This window comes from Neptunomonas sp. ABH4_499 (assembly GCF_056160565.1).
Window position 1 is genome coordinate 87964 of record NZ_JBSWXK010000013.1, and the last position, 22316, is coordinate 110279.

General features: G+C 50.3%; 24 protein-coding genes. 5 read left to right on the forward strand and 19 right to left on the reverse strand.

All coding sequences use genetic code 11. The annotated features are described in order from the left end of the window. Window positions 1-62: 62 nt before the first annotated feature. The 5 genes from ACXAF9_RS14025 to ACXAF9_RS14045 all read right to left on the reverse strand — a co-directional run bounded on the left by ACXAF9_RS14025 (window position 63) and on the right by ACXAF9_RS14045 (window position 4619). A complete protein-coding gene (locus ACXAF9_RS14025; RefSeq protein ID WP_475075311.1) occupies window positions 63-725 on the reverse strand; it encodes a trimeric intracellular cation channel family protein in 663 nt (220 codons plus the stop codon). 100 nt (window positions 726-825) lie between these two features. Then, complete coding sequence (gene ruvC / locus ACXAF9_RS14030; RefSeq protein ID WP_475075312.1) at window positions 826-1341, reverse strand: crossover junction endodeoxyribonuclease RuvC; 516 nt, start codon at window positions 1339-1341, stop codon at window positions 826-828. A gap of 70 nt (window positions 1342-1411) precedes the next feature. After that, on the reverse strand, window positions 1412-2152 hold the full coding sequence (locus ACXAF9_RS14035) for a YebC/PmpR family DNA-binding transcriptional regulator (RefSeq protein ID WP_475075313.1): 741 nt from the start codon (window positions 2150-2152) through the stop codon (window positions 1412-1414). A gap of 117 nt (window positions 2153-2269) precedes the next feature. Next, on the reverse strand, window positions 2270-4039 hold the full coding sequence (gene aspS, locus ACXAF9_RS14040) for an aspartate--tRNA ligase (RefSeq protein ID WP_475075314.1): 1770 nt from the start codon (window positions 4037-4039) through the stop codon (window positions 2270-2272). Between the two features lie 130 nt (window positions 4040-4169). Then, window positions 4170-4619 (reverse strand): HIT domain-containing protein, encoded by a 450-nt coding sequence (locus tag ACXAF9_RS14045; RefSeq protein WP_475075315.1) that lies wholly within the window; start codon window positions 4617-4619, stop codon window positions 4170-4172. Window positions 4620-4771: 152 nt separating this feature from the next. Between ACXAF9_RS14045 and ACXAF9_RS14050 the strand changes: the two genes are divergently transcribed. Continuing rightward, window positions 4772-5932 (forward strand): GNAT family N-acetyltransferase, encoded by a 1161-nt coding sequence (locus ACXAF9_RS14050; RefSeq protein ID WP_475075316.1) that lies wholly within the window; start codon window positions 4772-4774, stop codon window positions 5930-5932. 3 nt (window positions 5933-5935) lie between these two features. Here the strand turns inward: ACXAF9_RS14050 and ACXAF9_RS14055 are convergent, their stop codons facing one another. After that, the gene (locus ACXAF9_RS14055; protein ID WP_475075317.1) at window positions 5936-6547 is read right to left on the reverse strand and encodes a flavin reductase family protein; all 612 of its coding nucleotides are present in this window, start codon (window positions 6545-6547) and stop codon (window positions 5936-5938) included. 247 nt (window positions 6548-6794) lie between these two features. Between ACXAF9_RS14055 and ACXAF9_RS14060 the strand changes: the two genes are divergently transcribed. The 3 genes from ACXAF9_RS14060 (at window position 6795) to ACXAF9_RS14070 (ending at window position 8674) form a co-directional block, all read left to right on the forward strand. Next, window positions 6795-7067 (forward strand): hypothetical protein, encoded by a 273-nt coding sequence (locus tag ACXAF9_RS14060; RefSeq protein WP_475075318.1) that lies wholly within the window; start codon window positions 6795-6797, stop codon window positions 7065-7067. 86 nt (window positions 7068-7153) lie between these two features. Continuing rightward, on the forward strand, window positions 7154-7465 hold the full coding sequence (locus ACXAF9_RS14065) for an MGMT family protein (protein ID WP_475075319.1): 312 nt from the start codon (window positions 7154-7156) through the stop codon (window positions 7463-7465). A 69-nt stretch (window positions 7466-7534) separates the two neighbouring features. Next, complete coding sequence (locus tag ACXAF9_RS14070; RefSeq protein ID WP_475075320.1) at window positions 7535-8674, forward strand: sensor domain-containing diguanylate cyclase; 1140 nt, start codon at window positions 7535-7537, stop codon at window positions 8672-8674. Here ACXAF9_RS14070 and ACXAF9_RS14075 read toward each other — a convergent pair. The 13 genes from ACXAF9_RS14075 to ACXAF9_RS14135 all read right to left on the reverse strand — a co-directional run bounded on the left by ACXAF9_RS14075 (window position 8671) and on the right by ACXAF9_RS14135 (window position 21658). Continuing rightward, a complete protein-coding gene (locus ACXAF9_RS14075) occupies window positions 8671-9228 on the reverse strand; it encodes a hemerythrin domain-containing protein (protein ID WP_475075321.1) in 558 nt (185 codons plus the stop codon). The genes ACXAF9_RS14070 and ACXAF9_RS14075 overlap by 4 nt on opposite strands. A 119-nt stretch (window positions 9229-9347) precedes the next feature. Then, window positions 9348-9971, reverse strand: a complete 624-nt coding sequence (locus ACXAF9_RS14080; RefSeq protein ID WP_475075322.1) for an HAD family hydrolase — start codon at window positions 9969-9971, stop codon at window positions 9348-9350. 45 nt (window positions 9972-10016) lie between these two features. Continuing rightward, a complete protein-coding gene (locus tag ACXAF9_RS14085) occupies window positions 10017-10811 on the reverse strand; it encodes an AlbA family DNA-binding domain-containing protein (RefSeq protein WP_475075323.1) in 795 nt (264 codons plus the stop codon). 96 nt (window positions 10812-10907) lie between these two features. Further along, a complete protein-coding gene (locus ACXAF9_RS14090; protein ID WP_475075324.1) occupies window positions 10908-12899 on the reverse strand; it encodes a methyl-accepting chemotaxis protein in 1992 nt (663 codons plus the stop codon). Window positions 12900-13076: 177 nt separating this feature from the next. Then, window positions 13077-13463 (reverse strand): hypothetical protein, encoded by a 387-nt coding sequence (locus ACXAF9_RS14095; protein ID WP_475075325.1) that lies wholly within the window; start codon window positions 13461-13463, stop codon window positions 13077-13079. Window positions 13464-13521: 58 nt separating this feature from the next. Beyond that, window positions 13522-16155, reverse strand: coding sequence for an aminopeptidase N (gene pepN / locus ACXAF9_RS14100; RefSeq protein ID WP_475075326.1), 2634 nt, complete (start codon window positions 16153-16155; stop codon window positions 13522-13524). A 10-nt stretch (window positions 16156-16165) separates the two neighbouring features. Then, entirely contained in the window at window positions 16166-16996 is an 831-nt protein-coding gene (locus ACXAF9_RS14105) for a DUF2797 domain-containing protein (protein WP_475075327.1), read from the reverse strand. Between the two features lie 20 nt (window positions 16997-17016). Then, the gene (locus tag ACXAF9_RS14110) at window positions 17017-17280 is read right to left on the reverse strand and encodes a YeaC family protein (protein ID WP_475075328.1); all 264 of its coding nucleotides are present in this window, start codon (window positions 17278-17280) and stop codon (window positions 17017-17019) included. Window positions 17281-17348: 68 nt separating this feature from the next. Further along, window positions 17349-18188: a rhomboid family intramembrane serine protease gene (locus ACXAF9_RS14115; protein WP_475075329.1), complete on the reverse strand. Its 840-nt coding sequence runs from the start codon at window positions 18186-18188 to the stop codon at window positions 17349-17351. A gap of 27 nt (window positions 18189-18215) precedes the next feature. Beyond that, window positions 18216-19205 carry a metallophosphoesterase gene (locus tag ACXAF9_RS14120; RefSeq protein WP_475075330.1) on the reverse strand — a complete coding sequence of 330 codons (990 nt, stop codon included), beginning with the start codon at window positions 19203-19205 and terminating at the stop codon, window positions 18216-18218. A gap of 1 nt (window position 19206) precedes the next feature. Then, a complete protein-coding gene (locus ACXAF9_RS14125) occupies window positions 19207-20088 on the reverse strand; it encodes an NAD(+) kinase (RefSeq protein WP_475075331.1) in 882 nt (293 codons plus the stop codon). 155 nt (window positions 20089-20243) lie between these two features. After that, a complete protein-coding gene (locus ACXAF9_RS14130) occupies window positions 20244-20471 on the reverse strand; it encodes a hypothetical protein (protein ID WP_475075332.1) in 228 nt (75 codons plus the stop codon). A gap of 260 nt (window positions 20472-20731) precedes the next feature. Next, entirely contained in the window at window positions 20732-21658 is a 927-nt protein-coding gene (locus ACXAF9_RS14135) for a 1-aminocyclopropane-1-carboxylate deaminase/D-cysteine desulfhydrase (RefSeq protein WP_475075333.1), read from the reverse strand. A gap of 275 nt (window positions 21659-21933) precedes the next feature. Here ACXAF9_RS14135 and ACXAF9_RS14140 point away from each other — a divergent pair, with 275 nt between their 5' ends. Continuing rightward, entirely contained in the window at window positions 21934-22314 is a 381-nt protein-coding gene (locus ACXAF9_RS14140) for a thioredoxin family protein (RefSeq protein ID WP_475075334.1), read from the forward strand. Window positions 22315-22316: the final 2 nt, after the last annotated feature.

Consider the following 22316-nt stretch of genomic DNA (forward strand, 5'->3'; position numbering starts at 1 on the left):
GTGTGACAACACTTTTTAAAATACATTCTCAGGATAATGAAAAGAGTCCGCATTGCCCAGCGTTAGCGCATCTGATGGTCACGCGCTTCTTCTGGGGATTCCAACTTATGACCGGCCATCACAAACTTAGGTAAGCTCAGATCACCGAAAATGGCCGCCAAGCGCAGCACAAAAATCATAATCATCGCACTGATCGCAAGCGTATTATGGTCAAGATGGTTAGATAACAACACATAATAAGTGGCCCCAGCAATCGCGCACGTGGCGTACAACTCACCGTACAGAATCAGCGGGATTTCACGGGTTAGGATATCGCGGATCATGCCGCCGGCACAGCCAGTCATACAGCCCATGATGACGACAATAACTGGACTAAACCCAAGGGAGTGGGCTTTCTCTGCACCCAGTACAACAAATACAGCCAACCCTGCCGCATCAAGGATCAGCATTAATCGCCTTGGGTAGTTTAGGTAACGACAGCCAATAAAGGCCCCCACAGCCGAGACGATCGCCACCCACAGAAAGGTATTATTTGCGACCCACAACACAGGGTGCGCATCCAAAATGATATCGCGCAATGTACCGCCACCTAACGCAGCCACAATCGCCAGCACGACCACGCCAAAAATATCCAGCCGCTTGCCTTGTGCCGCAATCGCACCCGAGATTGCAAATACAGCGGTACCGATCAGCTCGGCCACACCAATAACACTGTTGTAATCCATGGTCGCTATGCCCACACCTTGTTAAGAAAAAGCGAGGAATCATGCCAGATTCGAAAAAAACTACAAGGTGGATTTTAAAAACGACAAAAAGATACCTTTTTTATCGGTAGCGGCCCTGGCGATGCCCTTTAGCACCCACCATTTTGACCAAACCCACTCGGGTGTGTGCATGACACAAAGCGATGGCGAGCGCATCGGCCGCATCCGCTTGCGGAAGTCCCGGGAGTTTTAAGATATGACTGACCATGTGTTGCACTTGCGCCTTATCCGCCGAGCCTTTACCCACAACCGCCTGCTTTACCAAACGCGCAGCGTATTCATGCACCGGCACACCTTGTTGCGTCCCCGCGACAATTGCCACACCTCGTGCTTGCCCTAGCTTCAAGGCAGAATCCGCGTTACGCGCCATAAAGACTTGCTCAATGGCCATCTCTTGAGGGCAATAGGTGCGGATCACTTCGCTAACGCCGTCATAGACCTGATTTAAGCGGTCCGGCAGATCATCACCTTTAATGCGAATACAGCCGCTTGCGATGTACTCGTTTTTGGCACCCATACTGTTGATGACACCAAAGCCGGTAATTCTGGAACCTGGGTCAATCCCTAAAATAATCATGCTGGATTACTCATGTTACCCATGACAAAAAAGCCGAGGAAGTCCTCGGCTTTGAGTGTGTCCGCTGGGTTTACTCTTCCATTGATTCTTCTGGAATGGAAGCGTTGTGATAGACGTTTTGAACATCGTCTAAATCTTCCAGCACATCCAAAAGCTTCAAAATTTTACGCCCGCCTTCTACATCCAGCTCGGCCTGTGTGGATGGGATCATCGACACTTCCGAGAAGACAGGTTCTAAACCGGCTTCGATCAAGCCCTCTTTAATGTCCAAGAAAGCGCCAGGCTCTGTAAAGACATCAATAGAACCATCATCGTTGGTGACAACATCGTCCGCACCCAATTCTAGGGCCGCTTCCATGATGGCGTCTTCGTCTGCCCCCTCTTCAAAGGTGATCTGGCCTTTTTTCTCAAAGAGGTAAGCAACCGAACCGTTGGTGCCTAAATTACCGCCGTGCTTGGTAAATGCCGCGCGCACTTGAGCCACGGTTCGGTTCACGTTATCGGTCATGGTCTCAACCAGAACGGCCACGCCATTGGTACCGTAACCTTCGTAGGTTAGCTCGTCGTAATTATCGGTGTCGTTACCGCCCGCACCACGCGCAATCGCTTTGTCGATGGTATCGCGCTTCATGTTAGCACCGAGTGCTTTATCGACCGCCGCGCGCAGACGAGGGTTGTCCGCCGGGTCGCCACCGCCCGATTTTGCCGCGACAACCAACTCACGGATCAGCTTAGTGAAAACTTTACCGCGCTTAGCGTCTTGTGCGGCTTTACGGTGTTTGATGTTGGCCCATTTAGAGTGACCTGCCATGGAAAGAACCTCAATTCGATCGTTAGAGGGTGAATACCCTGTCACTGGTTAACGCAAAAGAAAGGTGGCATAGCGCCAAAATGACAAGAGGGCTTTCGCCCTCTTGTTGATGCGTAATTAGATCTCGTCTTTTTTACGCAATTTGATGTTCAGCTCACGCAACTGAGCGTTGCCCACTTGCCCTGGTGCATCGGTCAGCAAACACGCTGCAGACTGAGTTTTCGGGAAGGCAATAACTTCACGGATGGATTCAGTACCGGTCATCAACATGATCAGACGGTCTAAACCGAACGCCAAACCACCGTGTGGAGGCGCACCGTACTTCAGAGCGTTCAGTAGGAAACCAAATTTAACATCGGCCTCTTCATCGCTGATGCCCAGTACGCGGAATACCGCACGCTGCATGTCTTGCTCGTGAATACGAACAGAACCACCACCGAGCTCAGTACCGTTAAGTACCATATCGTAAGCACGAGACAGCGCTTCCATTGGGTTCGCTTCAAGCTCTTCTGGTGAGCAGCTTGGTGCTGTAAATGGGTGGTGAAGTGCAGAGACAGAACCGTCGCTGTTTTCTTCAAACATTGGGAAATCAACAACCCAAAGTGGTGCCCACTCGCACGTTAGCATGTTGAGGTCTTGACCCACTTTGATGCGCAGTGCACCCAGTGCTTCCGATACCACTTTGGCGCTGTCTGCACCAAAGAAGACCAAGTCACCGTTTTTCGCTTCAACGCGCTCCATGATTTGCATCGCCACATCATCACCCAAGAACTTGATGATCGGAGATTGCAGACCATTCGCGCCGTTTTCCAGCTCGTTGACCTTGATCCACGCCAGACCTTTAGCACCGTAGATAGAGACAAACTTGGTGTAGTCATCAATCTGCTTACGAGTAAGCTCAGCACCGCCTGGTACTTTCAGCGCCGTTACGCGACCTTTCGGGTCTTTCGCAGGGCCTGCAAATACTTTGAATTCGATCTCTTGAAGCAGGTCAGCGACGTCCACCAGCTCCATCGGGATACGCAGATCTGGCTTGTCCGAACCGAAACGACGCATCGCTTCTTCGTACGTCATACGTGGGAAGTCGCCCAGATCAATGCTCAGCAGTTCATTGAACAGCTTACGGATCATGGACTCAGTCATGCCCATAATCGCTTCTTCATCCATGAAGGATGTTTCGATGTCGATCTGGGTGAATTCTGGCTGACGGTCTGCACGCAGATCTTCGTCACGGAAACACTTAGCCACTTGGTAGTAACGGTCAAAACCAGACACCATCAGCAACTGTTTGAACAGCTGTGGTGATTGCGGCAACGCAAAGAAGTGACCTTCGTGCGTGCGGCTTGGTACCAAGTAGTCACGCGCGCCTTCTGGCGTAGCACGTGTCAGAATTGGGGTTTCGATATCCAGGAAGCCGTTGTCGTCTAAGAAGCGACGGATTTCAGACGTTACCTTAGAGCGGAAACGCAGTTTGCTCTGCATGTCTGGACGACGTAGGTCGATAAAACGGTTACGCAGACGAACGTCTTCGCTGACGTTTTGGTGCTCATCCAACTGGAACGGAGGCGTCTCGGCCTTGTTCAGGATAACTAGCTCTTTACCAAGAACTTCGATTTCGCCTGTTGGCATCTCGGAGTTGGTTGTGCCTTCTGGACGGTTACGCACCAGGCCTTTCATTTCGATAACATATTCGTTACGCACGCTATCAGCGAGTGCAAAGCTCTCTTCACGGTCTGGATCGAATACGACTTGAGCGATCCCTTGACGATCGCGTACATCCAGAAAGATAACTCCACCGTGGTCACGACGACGATGCACCCAACCGCACAGGGTGATCTCTTCGCCGATGTGTTCTTTACGTAAGTCGCCGCAATAATGGCTGCGCATAATGTGTCATTCCTATTGTAATCGTGCCAGAGCAGCCGCTGTTTGGCCGCTGCTCTAAAATCAGGTCTAAAACAAAGACCGCAAATTATACCCCATTTCACACATCGAAACAGTGCAAAGGGGTGAATTTTCAGGCATTAAACGGCTTAAAGCTCTCTTCGCCGCTAAGAAGCGGTTCGATTTTCGCGATCACGGCTTCACCCTCTTTATCGGTGTAGGCAACTGGCGGCACTTTCCCCCAAACAGGGCCAGGCCAAGCCGGGTCGTTTTCTTGACGAACGATGTGGTGCACATGAAGCTGAGCCACAATATTACCGAGCATGCCGATGTTCATTTTGCGGGCCGAGAACAGATCTGCCAGCGCTTCACTTAAGGTCGATGACTCGCGCATCAACTGGATTTGATCCTCATCGCTTAAGTGGTATGTTTCGGTAACACCTGCACGACGTGGCACCAAGATAAACCAAGGGTACTGGCGATCATTCATCAGCATTAAGCGACACAGAGGAAAATCACCCAATTGAATGCAGTCGTTTTGCAAGCGGGCGTCCAATTCAAATTCGAGTTCTAACTCATCCATTTTCTACTCCTCTCTCGTATCGATAAGCGCTTAGTGCTTGATTCGTTTATAACGCCACATGATACAAGCATCTGGCACAAATTCAGCAAAAAGCGCATCGTTTTGGCCCTCATTTTGCTCTAACATGAAGACCACTCTTTAGGGAATGCGGTATGGAATATCGGATACAACAAGTCATCTCAATACACGACATTGGCGCCACACTGTGGCAGGACATGGCCGGTACCGAGCACCCGTTTACCCGTTTTGAGTTTTTAGCCGCACTCGAAGACTCGGGTGCCACCACGGCTGAATCCGGCTGGTCCCCGTTGCACTTGGTGATCGAGCAAAGCCAAGATACCGAGCATTTTGAGCCTGTCGGCGTACTGCCTCTTTATGTTAAGGGCCACTCGTACGGTGAGTATGTGTTTGATTGGTCTTGGGCGGATGCGTATCACCACCATGGGCTTGAGTACTATCCAAAGCTGCAAACCAGCATCCCTTACTCGCCAGTGACCGGTCCGCGAATACTGACTCAGCACTCCCCTTCGTTGCTTTGGCCTGCGGTGATGAGTGCGGTGCAAACCTTATGCGAACAGCATGGGTTTTCATCATGGCACATGACGTTTCCCAACGAGGCCGATATCACAGCACTACCTGATGGGCTTGTAGCGCACCTACCCAAACGAATGGGCAGCCAATACCATTGGTTTAACGAAGGCTTTGAGTCCTTTAATGATTTTCTAGAACGCTTTAGCTCGCGCAAGCGCAAAAACTTACGTAAAGAGCGAGATAAAGTGCGCCAACAAGGCGTGAAAGTCGAGGTCATTGAAGGCGCTGAGATTAGCGACGCGCTACTGAACACCTTCTACCAGTGTTACGAACTGACCTACTATAAGCGCGGGCAAACGCCTTACCTTGAAAAAGCGTTTTTTAAAAAGATCCTTAACACCATGCCAGAGCAATGCGTTCTGTTTGCCGCCCGTTTAGGCGATCAAACCGTTGCAACAGCCTTCTGCTTTAAGGATCAGTCCACCTTGTACGGTCGTTACTGGGGCTGCTTGGATGAGTTCGATAGCCTGCACTTTGAGACCTGCTACTACACAGGCATTGAGTACTGCATCGAAAAAGGCTTAAGCCGTTTTGATCCGGGCGCGCAGGGTGAGCACAAAATTCAACGCGGGTTTACACCGATCAAAACGTGGTCGCTGCACTACATCCACCACCCTGGCTTTAAGGACGCAATTGAGCAGTTTACGCAAGAGGAAGCACTCGCGATGCAAGAGCGCATCGATCAACTGAGCGAGCACCTTCCCTTTAAACACACTGAATAAAGGCTATTTTGGACGCGGTACGTCCAGCGTTTCACCCAACGTGGTGTACTCATTACCGCCCATACGGCCAATCGCATCGATGCCTTTGGCGTCGATGTAGTAGCGATCGTCCGTCTCGTTAACGATGCTGTCATCAACCCACACTGTTAGCACTTCGCCGTAGATGATGTTTTGTGCACCCTCGCCCACTTGATCATGCTTATGCAGCTTGCAAAACATCGCCACTTTCGGGCCTTGAATGCGGGGTAAGCTTGCGCCTTCAAAGCCGACCAAGGTCAGATTATTCGCAGAGACCTCTGACACGCCGTCATCCAGTATCGCGGCCGTTTGCGTCACCGGTCCTGCCAAATCGGATGATGCGATATGAATCACAAAATGATCTCGCTCTAGGATATTTTTGGCGGTGTCTTTCATCTCGCCGTTGGGTTTATAGCCCACCGAAAACACCACCAAGGGTGGATTACTGCACACCGGCGTAAAGTAGGAAAACGGCGCCAGATTTAATTCACCGTTCGCGTGTTCGCTCAGCACCCACGCCACGGGTCTTGGAATAATGGCCTGGGTCAGTGTGTGGTAGATTTTATTGGGCGATAAAGTCGCAAAGTCCAAAACCATTTTGTTGCTCCTGCACCATACGCGCATGCGTTGATTAACCGTGTATCTGTCCATGGTACACGGTTAGATTGCGCATTTGCAGCATGAAAAACAGAGCATAAGCGCTTATTTTCTTTGAATAATCATCCACTTTAGCCACTGGTGAGTACGAGTGCTTTTCGATATGTTTAGCCAAGCAGTCCCGAAGTACGAATGATAAATCTAACCGTGCAAAGCGTTAAAACGACTTGCCACTAGGGAGGCCCTGATGCTCACTTATCAAGAGTGTTTAGACTTATGCGACATCAGCGAAGGCGAAGTATCTGCCATTGCTGAACACGAACACATCGACCCCATGATCGCCATGGCCATGGGCCAATACCTAAGCTGTCACAATGGCGAACAGACCATCCGACGCATCATTCTGGATGACATCGAACGCGCCGAACGCCAAGGTAAGCGTCAGAAACTGCAAACACTGCGCCGAGTGCTGGCCCACTTTGTAGCCACGCATCCAGAGCGAAACTCATCAGCGACCTAACATGGATCTAAGGCCAAGTTCGCTTGGCCTTTTTCGCCATATCGTTCAAGATAGACAGCCTTCACCAACAGCGCTGGATAATCGCTTTGACGACTGAATTTGAACAGATGCTTTGGAGTGCGATAGGCCTGATCCCTAAAGGGCAAGTCGCGACTTATGGCCAGTTGGCGGCGCTGTGCGGCTACCCTAAGCATGCTAGGCAGGTCGGAAAAGCGCTGTCGATGCTGCCCGAAGGTTCGTCACTGCCTTGGCATCGAGTTATCAACGCTAGGGGTGAGATCTCGTTCCCGAAAGAGAGTGAGCGCTATAAAGAGCAACACAAACGCCTTCAAGAGGAAGGTATCCACTTTACGGGTAGCAAAATACGTCTCTCTGCATACCAAGCTAACCTAGGTTAAGCGTTTCTTTTCATTTAAGTTTGGTTAAGATTGGTCGATAGGTCATTTATCCCAACCATTAGGTTCGCTATGGCCCGCGATCAACACACCGTGCAACAGAAGTATGAGGCTTTGCAGGAAACCCTGCGGCTAACCGTACGCCGTGTCGAAGAGAATGAGTCGGTACTCAAGCGCTTCTTTGATATGGAGCTTAAACTGCTGGCGTGCAATACGCTCGGCGAGCTGTTGGACGTGTTATTTAATCAGTTTCGGGAAAAATTCCGCCTTCAAGCCGTCTCTTTACATCTGCTGGACCCAGAGGGGATTACGCGTGATTTACTGGCCAACATTCCGCCTCATTTAAAGCGCGACCTCACACTGACCGAAGAGACCGAGTACTTCCAAACGATTTACCCTGCAAAAACGATGATCGCAGGCGAAATCGATTCAGATAGCTGTAAAGATCTATTCCCGCATCACCGATACATCATGAGCGCTGCACTCCTGCCGCTGATTCGCCAACACTGCATCATCGGAAGTTTACACTTAGGCGCTCAGGAACCTGACCGCTACACCAAAGACTATCGCTACGATTACTTAACGCATTTATCGTCGGTGATATCGGTATGTATCGAAAACTGCATCAGCCAAGAAACCCTGCATCGGTTGAGTACGATTGATGCGCTGACTGGCGTCCACAACCGCCGCGCCTTCGGAAAAGATTTAACGCGCGAAATGAACCGAGCAAACCGCAGTAAGGAGCCACTCAGCTGTTTATTGCTCGACATTGACCACTTCAAATCGATCAACGATACGCACGGCCACCAAACGGGCGACCGCACACTAAAGACCATCGGCACGCTGCTATTGGAGCATTTCCGTAACACCGACCTGATCGCACGATACGGCGGTGAGGAGTTTGCCGTGTTATTGCCCGCCTGCCCCACCGATCAAGCTAAGCGAATCGCCGAAGAGCTTCGGCTCGCCGTTGCTAAGTTGATCATCCGCACACCACTTGGCGATGCGTTTCGGATTACAACCTCCATCGGCTGCTCAACCTTTACGAGCCCAAACGATCGATTCTTGGATGCAACCACACTACAGCAAAAATCCGATTACTTGATCAGCCAAGCGGACGCGGCCCTTTACGATGCTAAACGCTCAGGGCGTAACCAAGTAAAAACGTTTAAAGCCAGCCCGCTTAACTCGACGGCTCCCGCTAAGGATTAACCCGCTTTTTTCAGATCAAACACCATCTCTTTATAGAGGACTCGGTATTGATCCGCTTGGCGCTCTCCAAACAACGGGTCCATCGGTTGTGGCAGTTCTTTGGCTAATGTTGCCCAGTCCTCATCCGTTGCAATGCGGTCGATCGCAGGAAAGATACGGCGCTCTTCAAAGGCCAGATGACCGCGTTGCTGCTGCACAAATTCCAAGAGTTGATTCGCAACACGTTCAAGTGGCACCACCGCGGCATCGTTTAAAATACCATCCAAACTTTCGCGCAACGCGTGGGTATGAGCCCGCATGCGTTGGTGTTCGGCCGTACAAAAGAGTTGAGCTTCATCCAATAACAGATCTCGGCCCGCAAAGTACGCATACAAGCTATCCTCACGCGGGTGATGATGCACGTCGGCATAGTGACTGATGTATTCGATCACATCCAACACCAACGGAAAGTTTGGCTGGCCTTGTTGCTCCAGCGTACGGCAGTGGTTGTCGAGGATGTCCAACAATCGATTCAGATTGATGTGTTCTTGGTGCAGTTGATCTAACACGTTCATGACGAACCCTCCCGTTACGTTTTTATTAACAATAACGAAGGACACGCTCTGAAGGGATTGACGCTGATCAATATTCAACCAATTGTGCGACCAAGGTGGTACACACCTTTTGAACTCGATTAAAGGGACAAAGCGGGCACAAACATCTCGCCAAGGTGCGAAACACGTAGATCGGTTAACTCGGGCCAGTTCAATTCAGCGTCCGACAGGACATGCACCGTGATCGCGTTGGCGTTACGACCAGCCTCAAGATCAAACCGGTAATCACCAACCATCACGAGGGCATCGGAGTGTATGCCCCACTGTTTGGCGATTTTATGTAAGCCATCGGCATCCGGCTTGGGTGTGGCTTCATCACGACCTAAAATCGCCTCTGGATCAAAGCACGACAACAAACCAAGCGCATCGAGTGTTTCATGAGCGATCGGTTTTGTGTTGCGCGTTAAAATACCCAGTGTCGCTCCATGCTGATGCAGTTGCCGGATCGCCTCGACAGCAAACAGCTCCGCTTTGGCTTGCTGGGCAAAATGACGTTCCAGCTCATCAAGGTGAGCCGTTTTCTCGGATTTAAGCGGCTCAGGCAGCGCCTCTATATGACCTAAGATATCATCCTCCAACGGGATGTTTAATTGCTCGCGAATCCAGACAAAATCGTGCACCGCCTGCGTTAGCGTTCCATCCAGATCAAACACAAAATGGCGTTTGTTGTGTAACCTTGAATGCAATTGATAAGAGAGCGTCATAAGAATCCTAAAGACCACAAGTATCTTGAGCCGCCAAACACCGCGTTACTCACGAGACGTCGCCAGGGTGAGTTGAGTCAGCATGGACTCGATACGATCTAACTGTCCATTTTGATCAGCGCATGACTCATCAAGAATGTGCTGTTCCAGTTTTTCGATGGCGACTTGGCTGTCTTTAAGTGTCTGCAATAAAGTGCGGGATCGTTTCTTCGAGCTGTCGGTTAAACGGCCCACATGACCGAGTGTTTTTTGCAGCTGAGAATCCAGATCATGAATGTGCTGAGCCACCGCATCCATATCATCACTCAGAGACACATTGATCTGATCGACCCTATCCTCCAACTGGGCCACTGCGTCCTTGAAACGGCTGACAAACTTATCCCCTTCCCGGTCCATAAAAATAGTGAGCAACTCTTCGGGGTATAACGATCGGTTACGCCCTTCCGTTCGAATGGAGTATTCCCCCCGCGAGGTGCAATACGGTTTCATCCGTCCACTTGGGACTTCGACCCGCATTAACGGCTTATCAGCAAGGTTCTCGATGAAGATTTGAATTTCTAGGCTGGGAACGCAATCGGTGGCTTTGTTGATCATCATTAGCCGCGCATTGTCATCAACATCGCAGCCCACCACTTGGCCTTTTTGCAGGCCAGATTCATCGGTGAACTCATCCACGCCGATCAATAGCGTACCGCCAGACTCGGAGTTCGCAAAAGCCACTAGGTCGCTGCTTTTCACACCGCTGGCTTCGCGCTTGAAATCAACGTTTGCACTCTCGGCGGTTGAGATCATCGCCAAGGTTCGGTCAGACAGGTCAGCGCTCTCTCGTTTGATCGGCACAGTGTGTTCTCAAGCTGATTAAAAACAACAACATATCCCCTCACCCAGTGGATGTCAAAATGGCCCTTAGGGGCCATTTTTTGTTACTTCTTTTTGTTACTTCAATCGATCCAAGCGTTTTGCGATGGCGTCGATCTCCTCGCTCATCCTATTGAGCTGCGTTGAGTCTTGTGCGTTGCTTTCGGTCAACTCCTGCAAGCGATCCACAAAGCGGGTCAGATCGTCCGACACGCGCTGCTGCTCGCTGGCCGCGACCGAGATCTGCGTGGCTTGCTGCGCGATGCGCTCAAATGCCCCCACCACATCTTGAAGGTGATTGGCTGTGTCCTCCGCTGTGGTAACGGCCCGCTCGGTCTCTTGCTGGCCTTTTTCCATCGATACTACGGACAGTTTAGAAGCATCCTGCAAGCGGCTTAATACTTGCTCGATCTCAACGGCCGAGCTCTCACTTTTCGCCGCCAAGTTACGCACCTCATCCGCCACAACCGCAAAACCACGACCGGTATCCCCAGCGCGTGCCGCTTCGATCGCGGCGTTCAGCGCCAGCAGGTTGGTTTGCTCAGCGATGTCTCGGATCACACTCAACATTCCATTAGCTCGACGACTGTCTTCATCCAGCTTTAAGATGTTTTCCTGTGCGGTGTTCATCACCGAAGTGAGATGCCTCATGGTTTGGATAACACCGGTCATCTCGTTACCGCTGGTTTGAATTTCAGCGTGTATCTGATCGATGGTGACTTTGGTTTCTTCAGCGCTGTTGGATACCTCCTTAGAGGTGACGCCAAGCTCTTCAGTGGCCGCGGCAAGCATGTGGTTTTCATCGCTTAAGCTGGTCGCTTTATCTCGAAACGCCAAGCTAAACTCATTCAGCTTACCGGCATCTCCGACTAATCGATGCGACTCCTCTTGGATTTTAGAAAGCAGCTGCTTCAATTTGGCGCCATACTGGTTGACCGCATCTCGCAGCTCACCGATTTCGTCCATTGAATCTACGTCCAGCTCTTTCCAACCCGAGCCTTTCACCAGATCGCGGATCTGCTCTGTGGTTTGCTCTACCGAGCGCAAAATACGACGCGCAAACAGAACCGACACCATACCGACCACGACCAACAACGCACCGATGGCCAGCATCAAAAACACCCCCATGCTTTGTGCCACTTCGATCATGCGGTTTTTCGGTACAACGAGACCAATGATCCAACCGGTTTCAGGGTGTCGGAACATATCAAGGTACGCATCACCGTTTAGGATTTGATCGTCCTCAATCGGCATATGCACGGCTTCTTTTAAGGTCGCGGATTGGGTTAAACCTTGCGCTAACCAAGGCACTTTATTGGCCAACTGATTCGCTGTCATCAGGCTATCATTGGACAGTACAATGTTTTCAGCCTCCGATGGGAAGCTGATCATCTGACCGGTGGAGTCAATCGCAAATACATAACCGCCGTTCTCTTGCCCATACTGGCTAAGCACTTGGTTTATCCCGCCCAGCATCATATCGACCGTTGCGACGCCCTTAAACGCCCCATCCTCTTTGTAAGGAATGGTGCAGGTTACCATTGGGATTTTAGTAAAAGGGTCGATGTAGGCTTCGGACCAAGCACAGCGATCTGCTGGAGTGGAACGACCCACTTGATACCACCCTTCACCGTGATAGCCAGAGCCGCTGGGGTCATTGTAATCATCAAAATACGTAATACCGGATTCCGTGCGTCCCCAGAAAAAACTCCGACGCTCTACACCGGTATCAAAACTGTTGGGTTCTGGCCAAATGCCGCCACCGGCGATGGCTTCATCACCATGATTATCAATGATGGATGGGAAAACGCGTTTAAAGAGGGCTTCATCCTTAGGCAAAGTGCTCGATGCCAGCGCCAATGAGGAGGTCAGCAATTGAACTTGATCAAACTTGGCCGATAAAAGATCACTCAAGGAACCTTGGTTCACCGAGATCTGCTCTTGGCTTTCCAAAATCAAATCAGGTTTTACCTTCCCCTCAACTACGGCATAAATGACCGCTATGGCTAAAACAACAATGGCTGCAAAGCCAAAACCTATCTTTTTACGAATACGTACAGCTGACCTCATTAAGATCGCCTCCCAACATCTAAAGGTATTGGCATTGGATGAGCCTTAGGCAAACATCTTTATAGCCTTTAACCATCTAGCGGCGAGAAGAGGCAATACTTGATCAGAAACAGCAAAAGTGCGCGAGCGATGTCGCAAATAGAACAAAGGGCGCAGAAAGCGCCCTTGTGAGAAGAATTACGCGTACAGAGAATCGTCGAATGGATCCAGAGGGTAGTCCATCATTTGATCGTCGCGGAAGTACAGTACTCGACCTTCGAAACGCAGGCCTTTCGCCGCAAACCAACGCTCAGCGTCTTCACGACCCTCGGCGGCGTTGCCCTTCTTCATCGTAGCGCCCAACCAACGGTAGAAGTACACGCCAAACAGCGCAGCTGACGCGCCCAAGAAGAAATCCGAGGCCAGTGCAAACAGAAGTGCAATAAGACCGACAATCCAGAGACGACTGGCTTTGGCGTTCTTTTCAGCATCGTTTGCCGCTTCGTATTGCTCTAAAAACTTAAGATAGCGACGATAGTTTTGTTGAAGGTTAAATTTATCTTGAGCGGATAACTTACGATCCATCAGCATACCCTTGGCTTGTTTATTATCGTTAAGGTTAGACTACACAAAAGCTGGCCCGTTAGGCCAGACTTTTACTGACAACTTCATACACATCACGCGACAGATTACCCGAATCCATAATGCGTTGCAGTTGCGCTTTCATCAGCGCTTGGCGCGCTTCGCTGTATCGCTTCCAGCGGGTCAACGGTGTAACCAAGCGGGAGGCGATCTGCGGGTTAAGCGCATTCAGCTCTATAATACGGTCGGCCAAGAAATCGTAACCTGAACCGTCCAATTGGTGGAAATTAACCGGGTTTTGCATCGCAAAGTTCGAGATCAATGCACGCACACGGTTAGGGTTTTTCATGGTAAACGCCGGATGCTCCATCAGCTTCTCGACCTTAGCCAGTGTCCCAAGTTTAGGATCGGAGGCCTGTACGCCCAGCCACTGATTGACCACCAACGACTCACCTGACCAGCGCTCATAGAAACGCGCTAAGGCCTCTTCGGCCGCCTCTTCATGGGTTGAGTGCGCCAAAAGCCCCAGTGCAGCCATGCTGTCGGTCATGTTGTTGGCTTGATCAAACTGGGACTTGGCAAGCTCGATGTGTTGCGGCTTATCGGTATCGACCAAGTAAGCCAAGGCCAAATTACGTAAGCTGCGACGTGCAATGCTATCGGCATCAGGCGAATACGCTTCGGTTAAACTGGCGCGGTTGTATGCGGCAATGAATGAGCTTTCCAGTGCGTCCGCAAGGCTTCGTTTTACAAAACGGCGAGCGGCGTGAATGGCGTCCACATCGATCTCTTCTGAAAGCTCCGATAAATAGGCTTCGGATGGCAGAGTCAGCACTTTCGCGACCATTGCAGGGTCAAGGTCCACATCGTCCAAGATGCTCTCGTACGCATTGATCAGACGCTCATCCAACACCAGCGTTTTACCTTGTTGGTAGTCACTGATCAGCTCCTGAAGAATGATCACCGCCAGTTTTTGGGCCGCTTCCCAGCGGTTAAACCCATCCGCATCATGACGCATCAAGAAGACTAACTCATCACGCGTGTACGGGTAATTCAGCTTCACTGGGGCTGAAAATCCGCGCAGCAGCGACGGAACGGGCTTTTGCTGAGCAGTCACATTAAAGGCAAAGTCTTGTTTCGCCTCGGTCAGCTCCAGTACGCAGGTGGTGGTACCGGACTCATCCAATACAAGGTCCTGACCATCACTGCCAAGTAAACCTAAGGCAATGGGCATGTGGAAAGGCTGTTTCGTCTCTTGGCCAGGCGTTGCAGGACACGATTGCTCGATGGTTAACGTGTATTCACCTGTGGCTGCATCGTATTGATCGTCCACCTTAAGCACAGGCGTACCGGCTTGTTCGTACCAACGCTTAAATTGCGTTAAATCTTTACCGCTGGCGTCTTCCATCGCTTTTACAAAGTCATCGGTCGTAACCGCTTGGCCATCGTGGCGTTCAAAATACAGATCGCTGCCTTGTCTAAAGCCCTCTTCACCCAACAAGGTATGAATCATGCGCACTACTTCTGCGCCCTTCTCATAGACGGTCATGGTGTAAAAATTAGAGATCTCGATAAACGAGGCTGGACGAATCGGGTGCGCCATTGGGCCTGCATCTTCTGCAAACTGGGCGGTACGCAGCAATGAAACATCCTCGATACGCTTAACCGTACGGGAGTTCATGTCGGCCGAAAACTCAGCATCTCGGAAAACCGTAAAGCCCTCTTTTAGGCTTAATTGGAACCAGTCACGACAGGTGACTCGGTTGCCCGACCAGTTGTGGAAATACTCGTGCGCAACCACACCTTCTACCCGCTGAAAACCTAGGTCAGTGGTGGTTTCTGGGCTTGCCAATACGCAAGAGGTGTTAAAGATGTTCAGCCCCTTGTTTTCCATCGCCCCCATGTTGAAGAAGTCGACGGCAACGATCATGTAGATATCGAGGTCGTACTCACGACCGTATACCTCTTCGTCCCACTTCATGGCAGCTTTCAGAGAGTCCATCGCATGATCAAGCTTATTCAGATCTTTCTGATCCGCGTAAATTTCCAACGTCACCTTACGACCCGAGGCGGTCACGAAATGATCTTGTACCTTTTGAAGATCCCCAGCGACCAGCGCGAAGAGATACGCCGGTTTTTTGAACGGGTCTTCCCACGTTACCCAGTGGCGTCCCTCTTCGGCATCGCCTTGCTCAACGGGATTACCGTTAGAGAGCAGCACAGGACACAGTGACTTATCGGCCACTAAGGTGGTGGTGAACACCGACATTACATCTGGACGGTCAATGTAGAAGGTGATGCGACGAAAGCCCTCTGCCTCACACTGAGTGCAATAGAAGCCATCGGAGCGATACAGTCCTTCCAGCGCGGTGTTGGCTTCTGGGTTGATCTCGACCACGGTTTCCAAGATAAATTGATCCGGTACCTCTGGGAGCGTTAAACCCTCGTCGTTGCGTTGGTATTCTTTATCAGAAAGGACTTGATCGTTGACCGACACACGGTGCAACACCAACGATGGGTCACCGTGTAAAAACAGCGCTCGGTCTTGGTTGTGTGCTTCTGGATTACGACGCACCGTCAATCGCGTTTTAACCAAAGTTGCGGTGGGTTCCAGCTCGAATCGCAGATCGGTCTTATCGATCAAATAAGCAGGAACTTGATAATCCTTTAAATAGATCACTTCCGGTTGAGACATAATCAATCCTCTATTCCACTCGCAGCTCTATTGGGTAGGCCGTGTATTTTCGTAAATTGATGACGCCTGTATCCATCATCAAATATTGGCCTTTAATGCCCAATAAAACACCTTCCGCTACGGGGTGCTTGTCTAAGTTATGAGTCACTACTTTAGTCGGATATTGCGTGACTGGGTAGTCCAAATCAATAGGGGCAACATCCGTTAATAATTCGATGGCGTCATCGCCGTATTCCGCTTTCAGCGCCGCGATGCGTTCAGCAAATTGTCCGAACAAGTGATCGCGCTCTTGGACTAGATCGAGTCGGTCGATCTGCCCTTTTAACATGGCTCGCCAGTTGGTTTTATCGGCTACCTGCTCGCCTAAAAGGCGCTCCAGCACACCCGAGAGTTTTCGGTGACTGACTTTTGCGATCGGCAACGCTTGCACTGCCCCCTGATCAATCCAACGGGTCGGAATCTGTGTTTCACGGGTGATACCCACCTTAAGACCGGAGGAGTTAGCCAAATACACCACATGCGGCACGAAACAGTGTTTTTCGCCCCACGCTGAGTCTCGGCAGGTACCTTCACTAAAATGGCATTTTTCGGGGCTTACAATGCATTGATCGCACTGAGGCAGCTTTTTGAAACAGGGGTAGCAATAACCTTGGTTAAAGCTCTTATTGGTTTTTCGGCCGCAGTGGGTGCAATGAATGGCACCGCTGTAAGTCAGCTGCACTTTTCGGCCAATTAAGGGGTTAATCTCGACGTGTTGCTCGCCAATGGGCAAAGCGTATTGGATGGGACCAGCAAGGGATGAACGCATCTTGCTGATCGCACCTTCTGCAATAAACTGCATACTGACTCTTAATTGCGTGATTAATGCGTAATGATTTTGACCGTATCGGCTTCACGCGGGTCTGCGCCGTGCTGCTTACCATCGGGGCGAGTACGATCAATAAATCCGACCCGTTCTTCGGGCGATAAGTTCATTTCATCGTAAGCAATGACGGCACGAATGCAGATCGCTTTTTGCTCGTCGGTGAGCTTTTGTCCGTTCGGCCATTTGCCCAATTCCACGGCCTCTTTTAGGGAGGCGTGCATTTCAGGGGTCATTTTAGAAATCAGCTCATCATACGTCATGGGAAAATCCTGTTGTGATGGGTAACCAAAGCCCACTATAGCAAAATCCAAAAGGCCAAGACATCAGCCTAAGGCGTGCGAAATAGCCAGCGCACTAAAGGTACGGCCGCAAGACCGGCAATCAAGCCAGCTAAGTGGGCCGTGTTCGCAATGGCACCAAAGCCAAAGGCTTGCAAAACACCTGTGTACCCCAGCAGTAACCAAACCACCATAAATACGATTAACGCAGGCGGGAAACCAAACACGGGGCGCTCCGAGAGCTTATCCCACAACCAGGTATACCCAAGGACGGCATACACGACGCCGGATAAGCCACCAAACATCGGCCCAGAGATAAGAAACTGGCCAATGTTGGACGTAATGCCCGACCAGATCACCACCCACAGGAACACTTTTGGCCCTTGAAGCTGCTCTATCTGGCGACCGATGACCCATATCCACAGCGCGTTAAACACAAGGTGGGAGATATTAAAATGCATAAAGATGGGCGATATAAAGCGCCACCACTCCAGCGATGCAACGGTCTCGAATAAGGTGGTGTAAACCAGACTGCGCCCATGAACTTGAAAGTCCGTAATGGTCAGCCAGTGCATAATCTGAACGTTTTCACCAAAACCAAACAACAGGCTGATGACGCCACTGATCACCAACAGTGTCATCGTGATGGGGAATGCAGCGGGGTTCAGCCGTTGATGAGCCGGTTTACGCACGCGAATACGGGACAGATCCGCCCCCTGCTTCCACTGCTCATAAACAAACAAAATCTGCTCGGGCCGGACATTCGGTGGCACCCAAAGCGTTTGGGATTGCTCCTCTTCGGTGATCCTGTGGGGGATCTCACGCGACCACAAAAACTCGGCAAACTCGGTTAGGTTTTCACTTAACGGAACCGTTAACACTTTGATCATTCACTTGTTTCCCTGATCAAACCCGCTTTATCGTTGATAGTTTTGAGGGGGTCTTGCCACTTCGGTTCGCACATCGACCCAAATAAACTTGCTCGCATCGAGTTTGGTTTCAAAATCGTAGCGATACGCCACCAGCTTGCCGTACTTCACGGCGCTGTAATCCAAACACGCGATGTTCGAGGTGATGGGTGATGGCTCGCCCTCACACCAATAGTGACCAATAAAGAGCAGTTTTTCATCGGCGCCGTAGTGGTAAAGATCGGCACGGTGCTTTTCCGATAACGGCAAACGCGCTATGTGTTCAGGTAGCGGGTCCGGTTGAAACACCACATCCGAAAAATACTCAGGTGCTTTTGCCCAATACTTGGTGCGGAAGAAGCGGCGTTTGTAACCATCCCGGCTGACCATCTGCTCACCATTTGGGAGTTTTAAATGCGTACCGCGTAGCAGTCGGTCCATTGCGACCCACTCGAAAGTGCCAGGTATAGCTGAGCGGTGCAAAAACGCCTCATCAATCTGGTTGCCACCCATGCGCTCTTTAAAGTCTTGGATCAGCTCTTCATGCCAGCACGCATGGACCACCCGGAAGGTCTCTGTTTCCAGAAAGATGGGCAGTGTTAGCATCCAATCAAGAAAAGCCTGTTTGTCGGCTGGGTATGGGTCGAGCTGATCTAACGTTTCTTGCAAAATACGTCGATGGCGCGGGTTGTGTTCGCGCAAGTAAGGGATAGGCCCACCGGTGCTTGGCGTGCAATAGCACAAGAAGTTGTACTCGTGATTGCCCATTACAATTTGCGCATGGCCTGCATCGACCATGTCTTTAACGATCATCAGCGCCTCGCGAATATGGGGGCCGCGGTCGATGATGTCGCCTAAAAAAATGACCTGCCGTTTAGGGTGGCAATAGACGCCGTTGCGCTTACTGTAGCCTAAGCGAACCAACAGCATACGCAGGCTGAGCCCACATCCGTGAATATCCCCAATAAGATCGTATCCTTCGAACCGGCGATCCGTCATATTAACTACCCCACTTTGTGCCCCACCCAAGCTTTTCACGGCAGGTGCGATAAAAATCGTAATCCAGCGGATGCAAGAGTTTGAGTTTATGAGGTTTTTTGTGAATGGTGATCACATCACCAGGCGCTAGGCTGATGCTGACTTGGCCATCGCACGAAACGGTTGGATAGGTTTCGTTTTGCTCGCTGATTACGAGCTTCAGTTCGCTGTTGCCATCCACCACAATCGGACGGCTCGATAAGGTATGCGGAAACATCGGCACCAGCACCAAGGCATCGAGTTTCGGGTGCATGATAGGACCACCACCGGATAAGGCATAAGCGGTCGAGCCGGTTGGCGTTGATACGATCAACCCATCGGATTTTTGCGTGTAAACGAACTGCCCTTCTATGTAGAGCTCGAATTGGATCATTCGGGTCGCTTTACCCGGGTGCAATACGCAATCATTCAACGCCGTACTTTCGGAGATCGGCTCGCCGTCGCGCTTAACCACCATGTCGAGTAAAAAGCGTGTTTCGACGGTGTACTTGCCTTCAAGCACCTCTGCCACTTTTTGCTCAATCTCGTTAGGCGAGATGTCTGTTAGGAATCCAAGGTTACCCCGGTTCACCCCAAGAACAGGTACATGGCACTGTGCTAAAGAGCGCGCGGCCCCAAGCAAACTGCCATCACCACCGACCACAATGACCAGATCACAGATCTCGCCCATCATCTTTTGTTTGCACACCTGTTGCCCATGCCCTGGCATCAGGTCGGCGATCCGCTCATCCAATATGGCGTGTAAGCCACGATCCTGCAGGAAACGAATAAGGTGTCGCATCGTATCGATGACGGGCTTGCTGCCCAATCGGCCGATCAAGCCAATATTGCGAAAATGATCCATTGAGGCGCCTTTTATGGAGTTGTAACAACTCCCTCATGATCCTAAGCTTTGATCAAGATTTCAAGCACTTCAAAGGTTTAGGTAAAGATCGCTCATAGCAGGCACAAAAAAGCCCGACCGCAAAACAGTCAGGCTTGTTTGGTTTTAACAATTAGTTACTTTTTCGCGTTCAGCTTTTGCAGCATGGTACCGAGGATGCACCCGATCATCAGCGCTAAACCATTTACCATCATAAGCTGTGCTCCCATGTGCATCCACGCAGGCACTTCGGGCTCTAAACCACCCGCCGCCTCTTCACTGCCAGAAAACATCAACACATTCGCATAAACGGTCGCAACGGCCAGTACTACTAAGAGCACAATTAAAATATTCTTTTTCGTCATAAAGCACCTTCCTTAGTTAACTTTAGATTGCTGCTAACCGCGATGGCTCATCATTAAGCCGCACGTTCTGTTAGCATCATTTTGAATACAGCGGTGAGAAAGTATCGGCTTTCTTTTTAACAATCAACGTGTATAAAAACAAAAAGTCTTAATTTTTATACTTCGCGCAAACATCAATTCGAAACGCTACACATTCGTCGTACTTTCATACATTTAACGACCGAATCGTTCCAGATAGCTAACACTTAGTAGGACGCTTTTTAGCTACGTCGCCCCTGTAAACCACCCGTATGAATCAACAGTATTGACGAGCTATCTGAAAACTCACCTTCCGAGAGTTTTTCAAAAAGGCGCCGAAAAAGCTTAGCCGTATACACAGGTTCCAGCGGGATATCGAAACAGGTCTCAAAGCGTGTCATAAAGGCTTGAAGGTCCGGTTTTATTTTTCCAAAACCGCCGTAGTGCCCGTCTAAATCCAAAGACCAGTTGGGCTTTATTAACGGAGCGCCTTCTAGCCACTGCTGGACATCCCCCGCAAGAAAGCCACCTTGTTTGAGTGCTGGCATCCCGATGATGCTCCCGCGGGTTTGAGCACTGACCAAACCCGCCAGCGTTGCGCCGGTGCCCATGGCACAGAGGAGGTAGTCCCAATCTGGAATTTGATCATCGATGGCTGTCATGATTTCGGCACATCCTTTTAACGAGAGCGCATCTGCGCCCCCTTCGGGGATCGCAAAGCCAGTCACACCCTCATAGGAAAAATCACCGGATGCACGACAAAGCGCTCGGTACGTTTGGCGATCGACAAATCGGCATTCAACACCCCAAGAGTGTAAATCGGTGATCATCGGGTTGGTGACGGCCTCGCCACGGATAATTGCGGTCATTGAAAAGCCGAATGTTTTCGCCGCATACCCAAGCGCATGAAGATGATTAGAGTAAGGACCGCCAAAACTGACCAGTTGTTGAACGCCCTGCTCAATAAGGCTTTTAAGTCGATATTTGAGCTTAAACCACTTATTTCCGCTGATGATGGGGTGGGTTTTATCTAAACGCGCCACATGCACCCGGCCCTTAAACTGGGTACCCGCAAAAGCATTGACTTGAACAGGGTCCAACTCATCGATCACCAGTGGGCAAGGACGGTTTAGCCAATTCATTAACCCCGTATCGGGTGATGTATCCATTGGCAGATCTAACGCTTGTTCTTGATTTAATTGTGGAGTTTCAGAAAACAACGTTCCTTTCAAAATGATGGCCTAATTTTTTTGAAAATAAGTGTAAGGATTCGCAAGCTCGTTCGACTACCTCTGTGCAAAGACACAGATGTCATAAGAAGCGGCATGATGTCACTCATCCTTAGCAGTTTGGGATAAGGGTACCACTGATGCGGCGCCACCTCTGTGTCTTACGCCTTGTTGGACCATTACTGAACGTTTAATCATCATTCAAAGGAAGACTCATGAAAAAACTCATCTGCACTTTTATCCTTGCGTTTTTCAGCACCATTGCTTTTTCGGCCGAGAAACAACCCTTTACGGAAGCGCTCTACCAGCAGTATCAAAACAGCGACGAAGTGTTTTTGGTTGATGTGTTCGCCACCTGGTGCCCAACGTGCAAAAAACAGTCGGAAATCATTGGTCAGTACTTTAACGAAAACCCAGACAGCAAGATCAAAATCTTAGTCGTCGATTACGACAACCAAAAAGAGTGGGTATCGCATTTTCGTGCACCACGCCAATCCACGTTGTTGATCTATAAAGGTAAGGAGCAAGTGTGGTTCTCCGTTGCTGAAACCAACAAAGATAAAATCTTTGCCCAACTGAAAAACGCTGAGATGTAACC

Coding starts and splice junctions, on each gene's coding strand:
- ACXAF9_RS14025 (WP_475075311.1), bottom strand. CDS start 725: ATGGATTACAACAGTGTTATTGGTGTGGCCGAGCTGATCGGTACCGCT.
- ruvC (WP_475075312.1), bottom strand. CDS start 1,341: ATGATTATTTTAGGGATTGACCCAGGTTCCAGAATTACCGGCTTTGGT.
- ACXAF9_RS14035 (WP_475075313.1), bottom strand. CDS start 2,152: ATGGCAGGTCACTCTAAATGGGCCAACATCAAACACCGTAAAGCCGCA.
- aspS (WP_475075314.1), bottom strand. CDS start 4,039: ATGCGCAGCCATTATTGCGGCGACTTACGTAAAGAACACATCGGCGAA.
- ACXAF9_RS14045 (WP_475075315.1), bottom strand. CDS start 4,619: ATGGATGAGTTAGAACTCGAATTTGAATTGGACGCCCGCTTGCAAAAC.
- ACXAF9_RS14050 (WP_475075316.1), top strand. CDS start 4,772: ATGGAATATCGGATACAACAAGTCATCTCAATACACGACATTGGCGCC.
- ACXAF9_RS14055 (WP_475075317.1), bottom strand. CDS start 6,547: ATGGTTTTGGACTTTGCGACTTTATCGCCCAATAAAATCTACCACACA.
- ACXAF9_RS14060 (WP_475075318.1), top strand. CDS start 6,795: ATGCTCACTTATCAAGAGTGTTTAGACTTATGCGACATCAGCGAAGGC.
- ACXAF9_RS14070 (WP_475075320.1), top strand. CDS start 7,535: ATGGCCCGCGATCAACACACCGTGCAACAGAAGTATGAGGCTTTGCAG.
- ACXAF9_RS14075 (WP_475075321.1), bottom strand. CDS start 9,228: ATGAACGTGTTAGATCAACTGCACCAAGAACACATCAATCTGAATCGA.
- ACXAF9_RS14080 (WP_475075322.1), bottom strand. CDS start 9,971: ATGACGCTCTCTTATCAATTGCATTCAAGGTTACACAACAAACGCCAT.
- ACXAF9_RS14090 (WP_475075324.1), bottom strand. CDS start 12,899: ATGAGGTCAGCTGTACGTATTCGTAAAAAGATAGGTTTTGGCTTTGCA.
- ACXAF9_RS14095 (WP_475075325.1), bottom strand. CDS start 13,463: ATGGATCGTAAGTTATCCGCTCAAGATAAATTTAACCTTCAACAAAAC.
- pepN (WP_475075326.1), bottom strand. CDS start 16,155: ATGTCTCAACCGGAAGTGATCTATTTAAAGGATTATCAAGTTCCTGCT.
- ACXAF9_RS14105 (WP_475075327.1), bottom strand. CDS start 16,996: ATGCAGTTTATTGCAGAAGGTGCGATCAGCAAGATGCGTTCATCCCTT.
- ACXAF9_RS14110 (WP_475075328.1), bottom strand. CDS start 17,280: ATGACGTATGATGAGCTGATTTCTAAAATGACCCCTGAAATGCACGCC.
- ACXAF9_RS14115 (WP_475075329.1), bottom strand. CDS start 18,188: ATGATCAAAGTGTTAACGGTTCCGTTAAGTGAAAACCTAACCGAGTTT.
- ACXAF9_RS14120 (WP_475075330.1), bottom strand. CDS start 19,205: ATGACGGATCGCCGGTTCGAAGGATACGATCTTATTGGGGATATTCAC.
- ACXAF9_RS14125 (WP_475075331.1), bottom strand. CDS start 20,088: ATGGATCATTTTCGCAATATTGGCTTGATCGGCCGATTGGGCAGCAAG.
- ACXAF9_RS14130 (WP_475075332.1), bottom strand. CDS start 20,471: ATGACGAAAAAGAATATTTTAATTGTGCTCTTAGTAGTACTGGCCGTT.
- ACXAF9_RS14135 (WP_475075333.1), bottom strand. CDS start 21,658: ATGGATACATCACCCGATACGGGGTTAATGAATTGGCTAAACCGTCCT.
- ACXAF9_RS14140 (WP_475075334.1), top strand. CDS start 21,934: ATGAAAAAACTCATCTGCACTTTTATCCTTGCGTTTTTCAGCACCATT.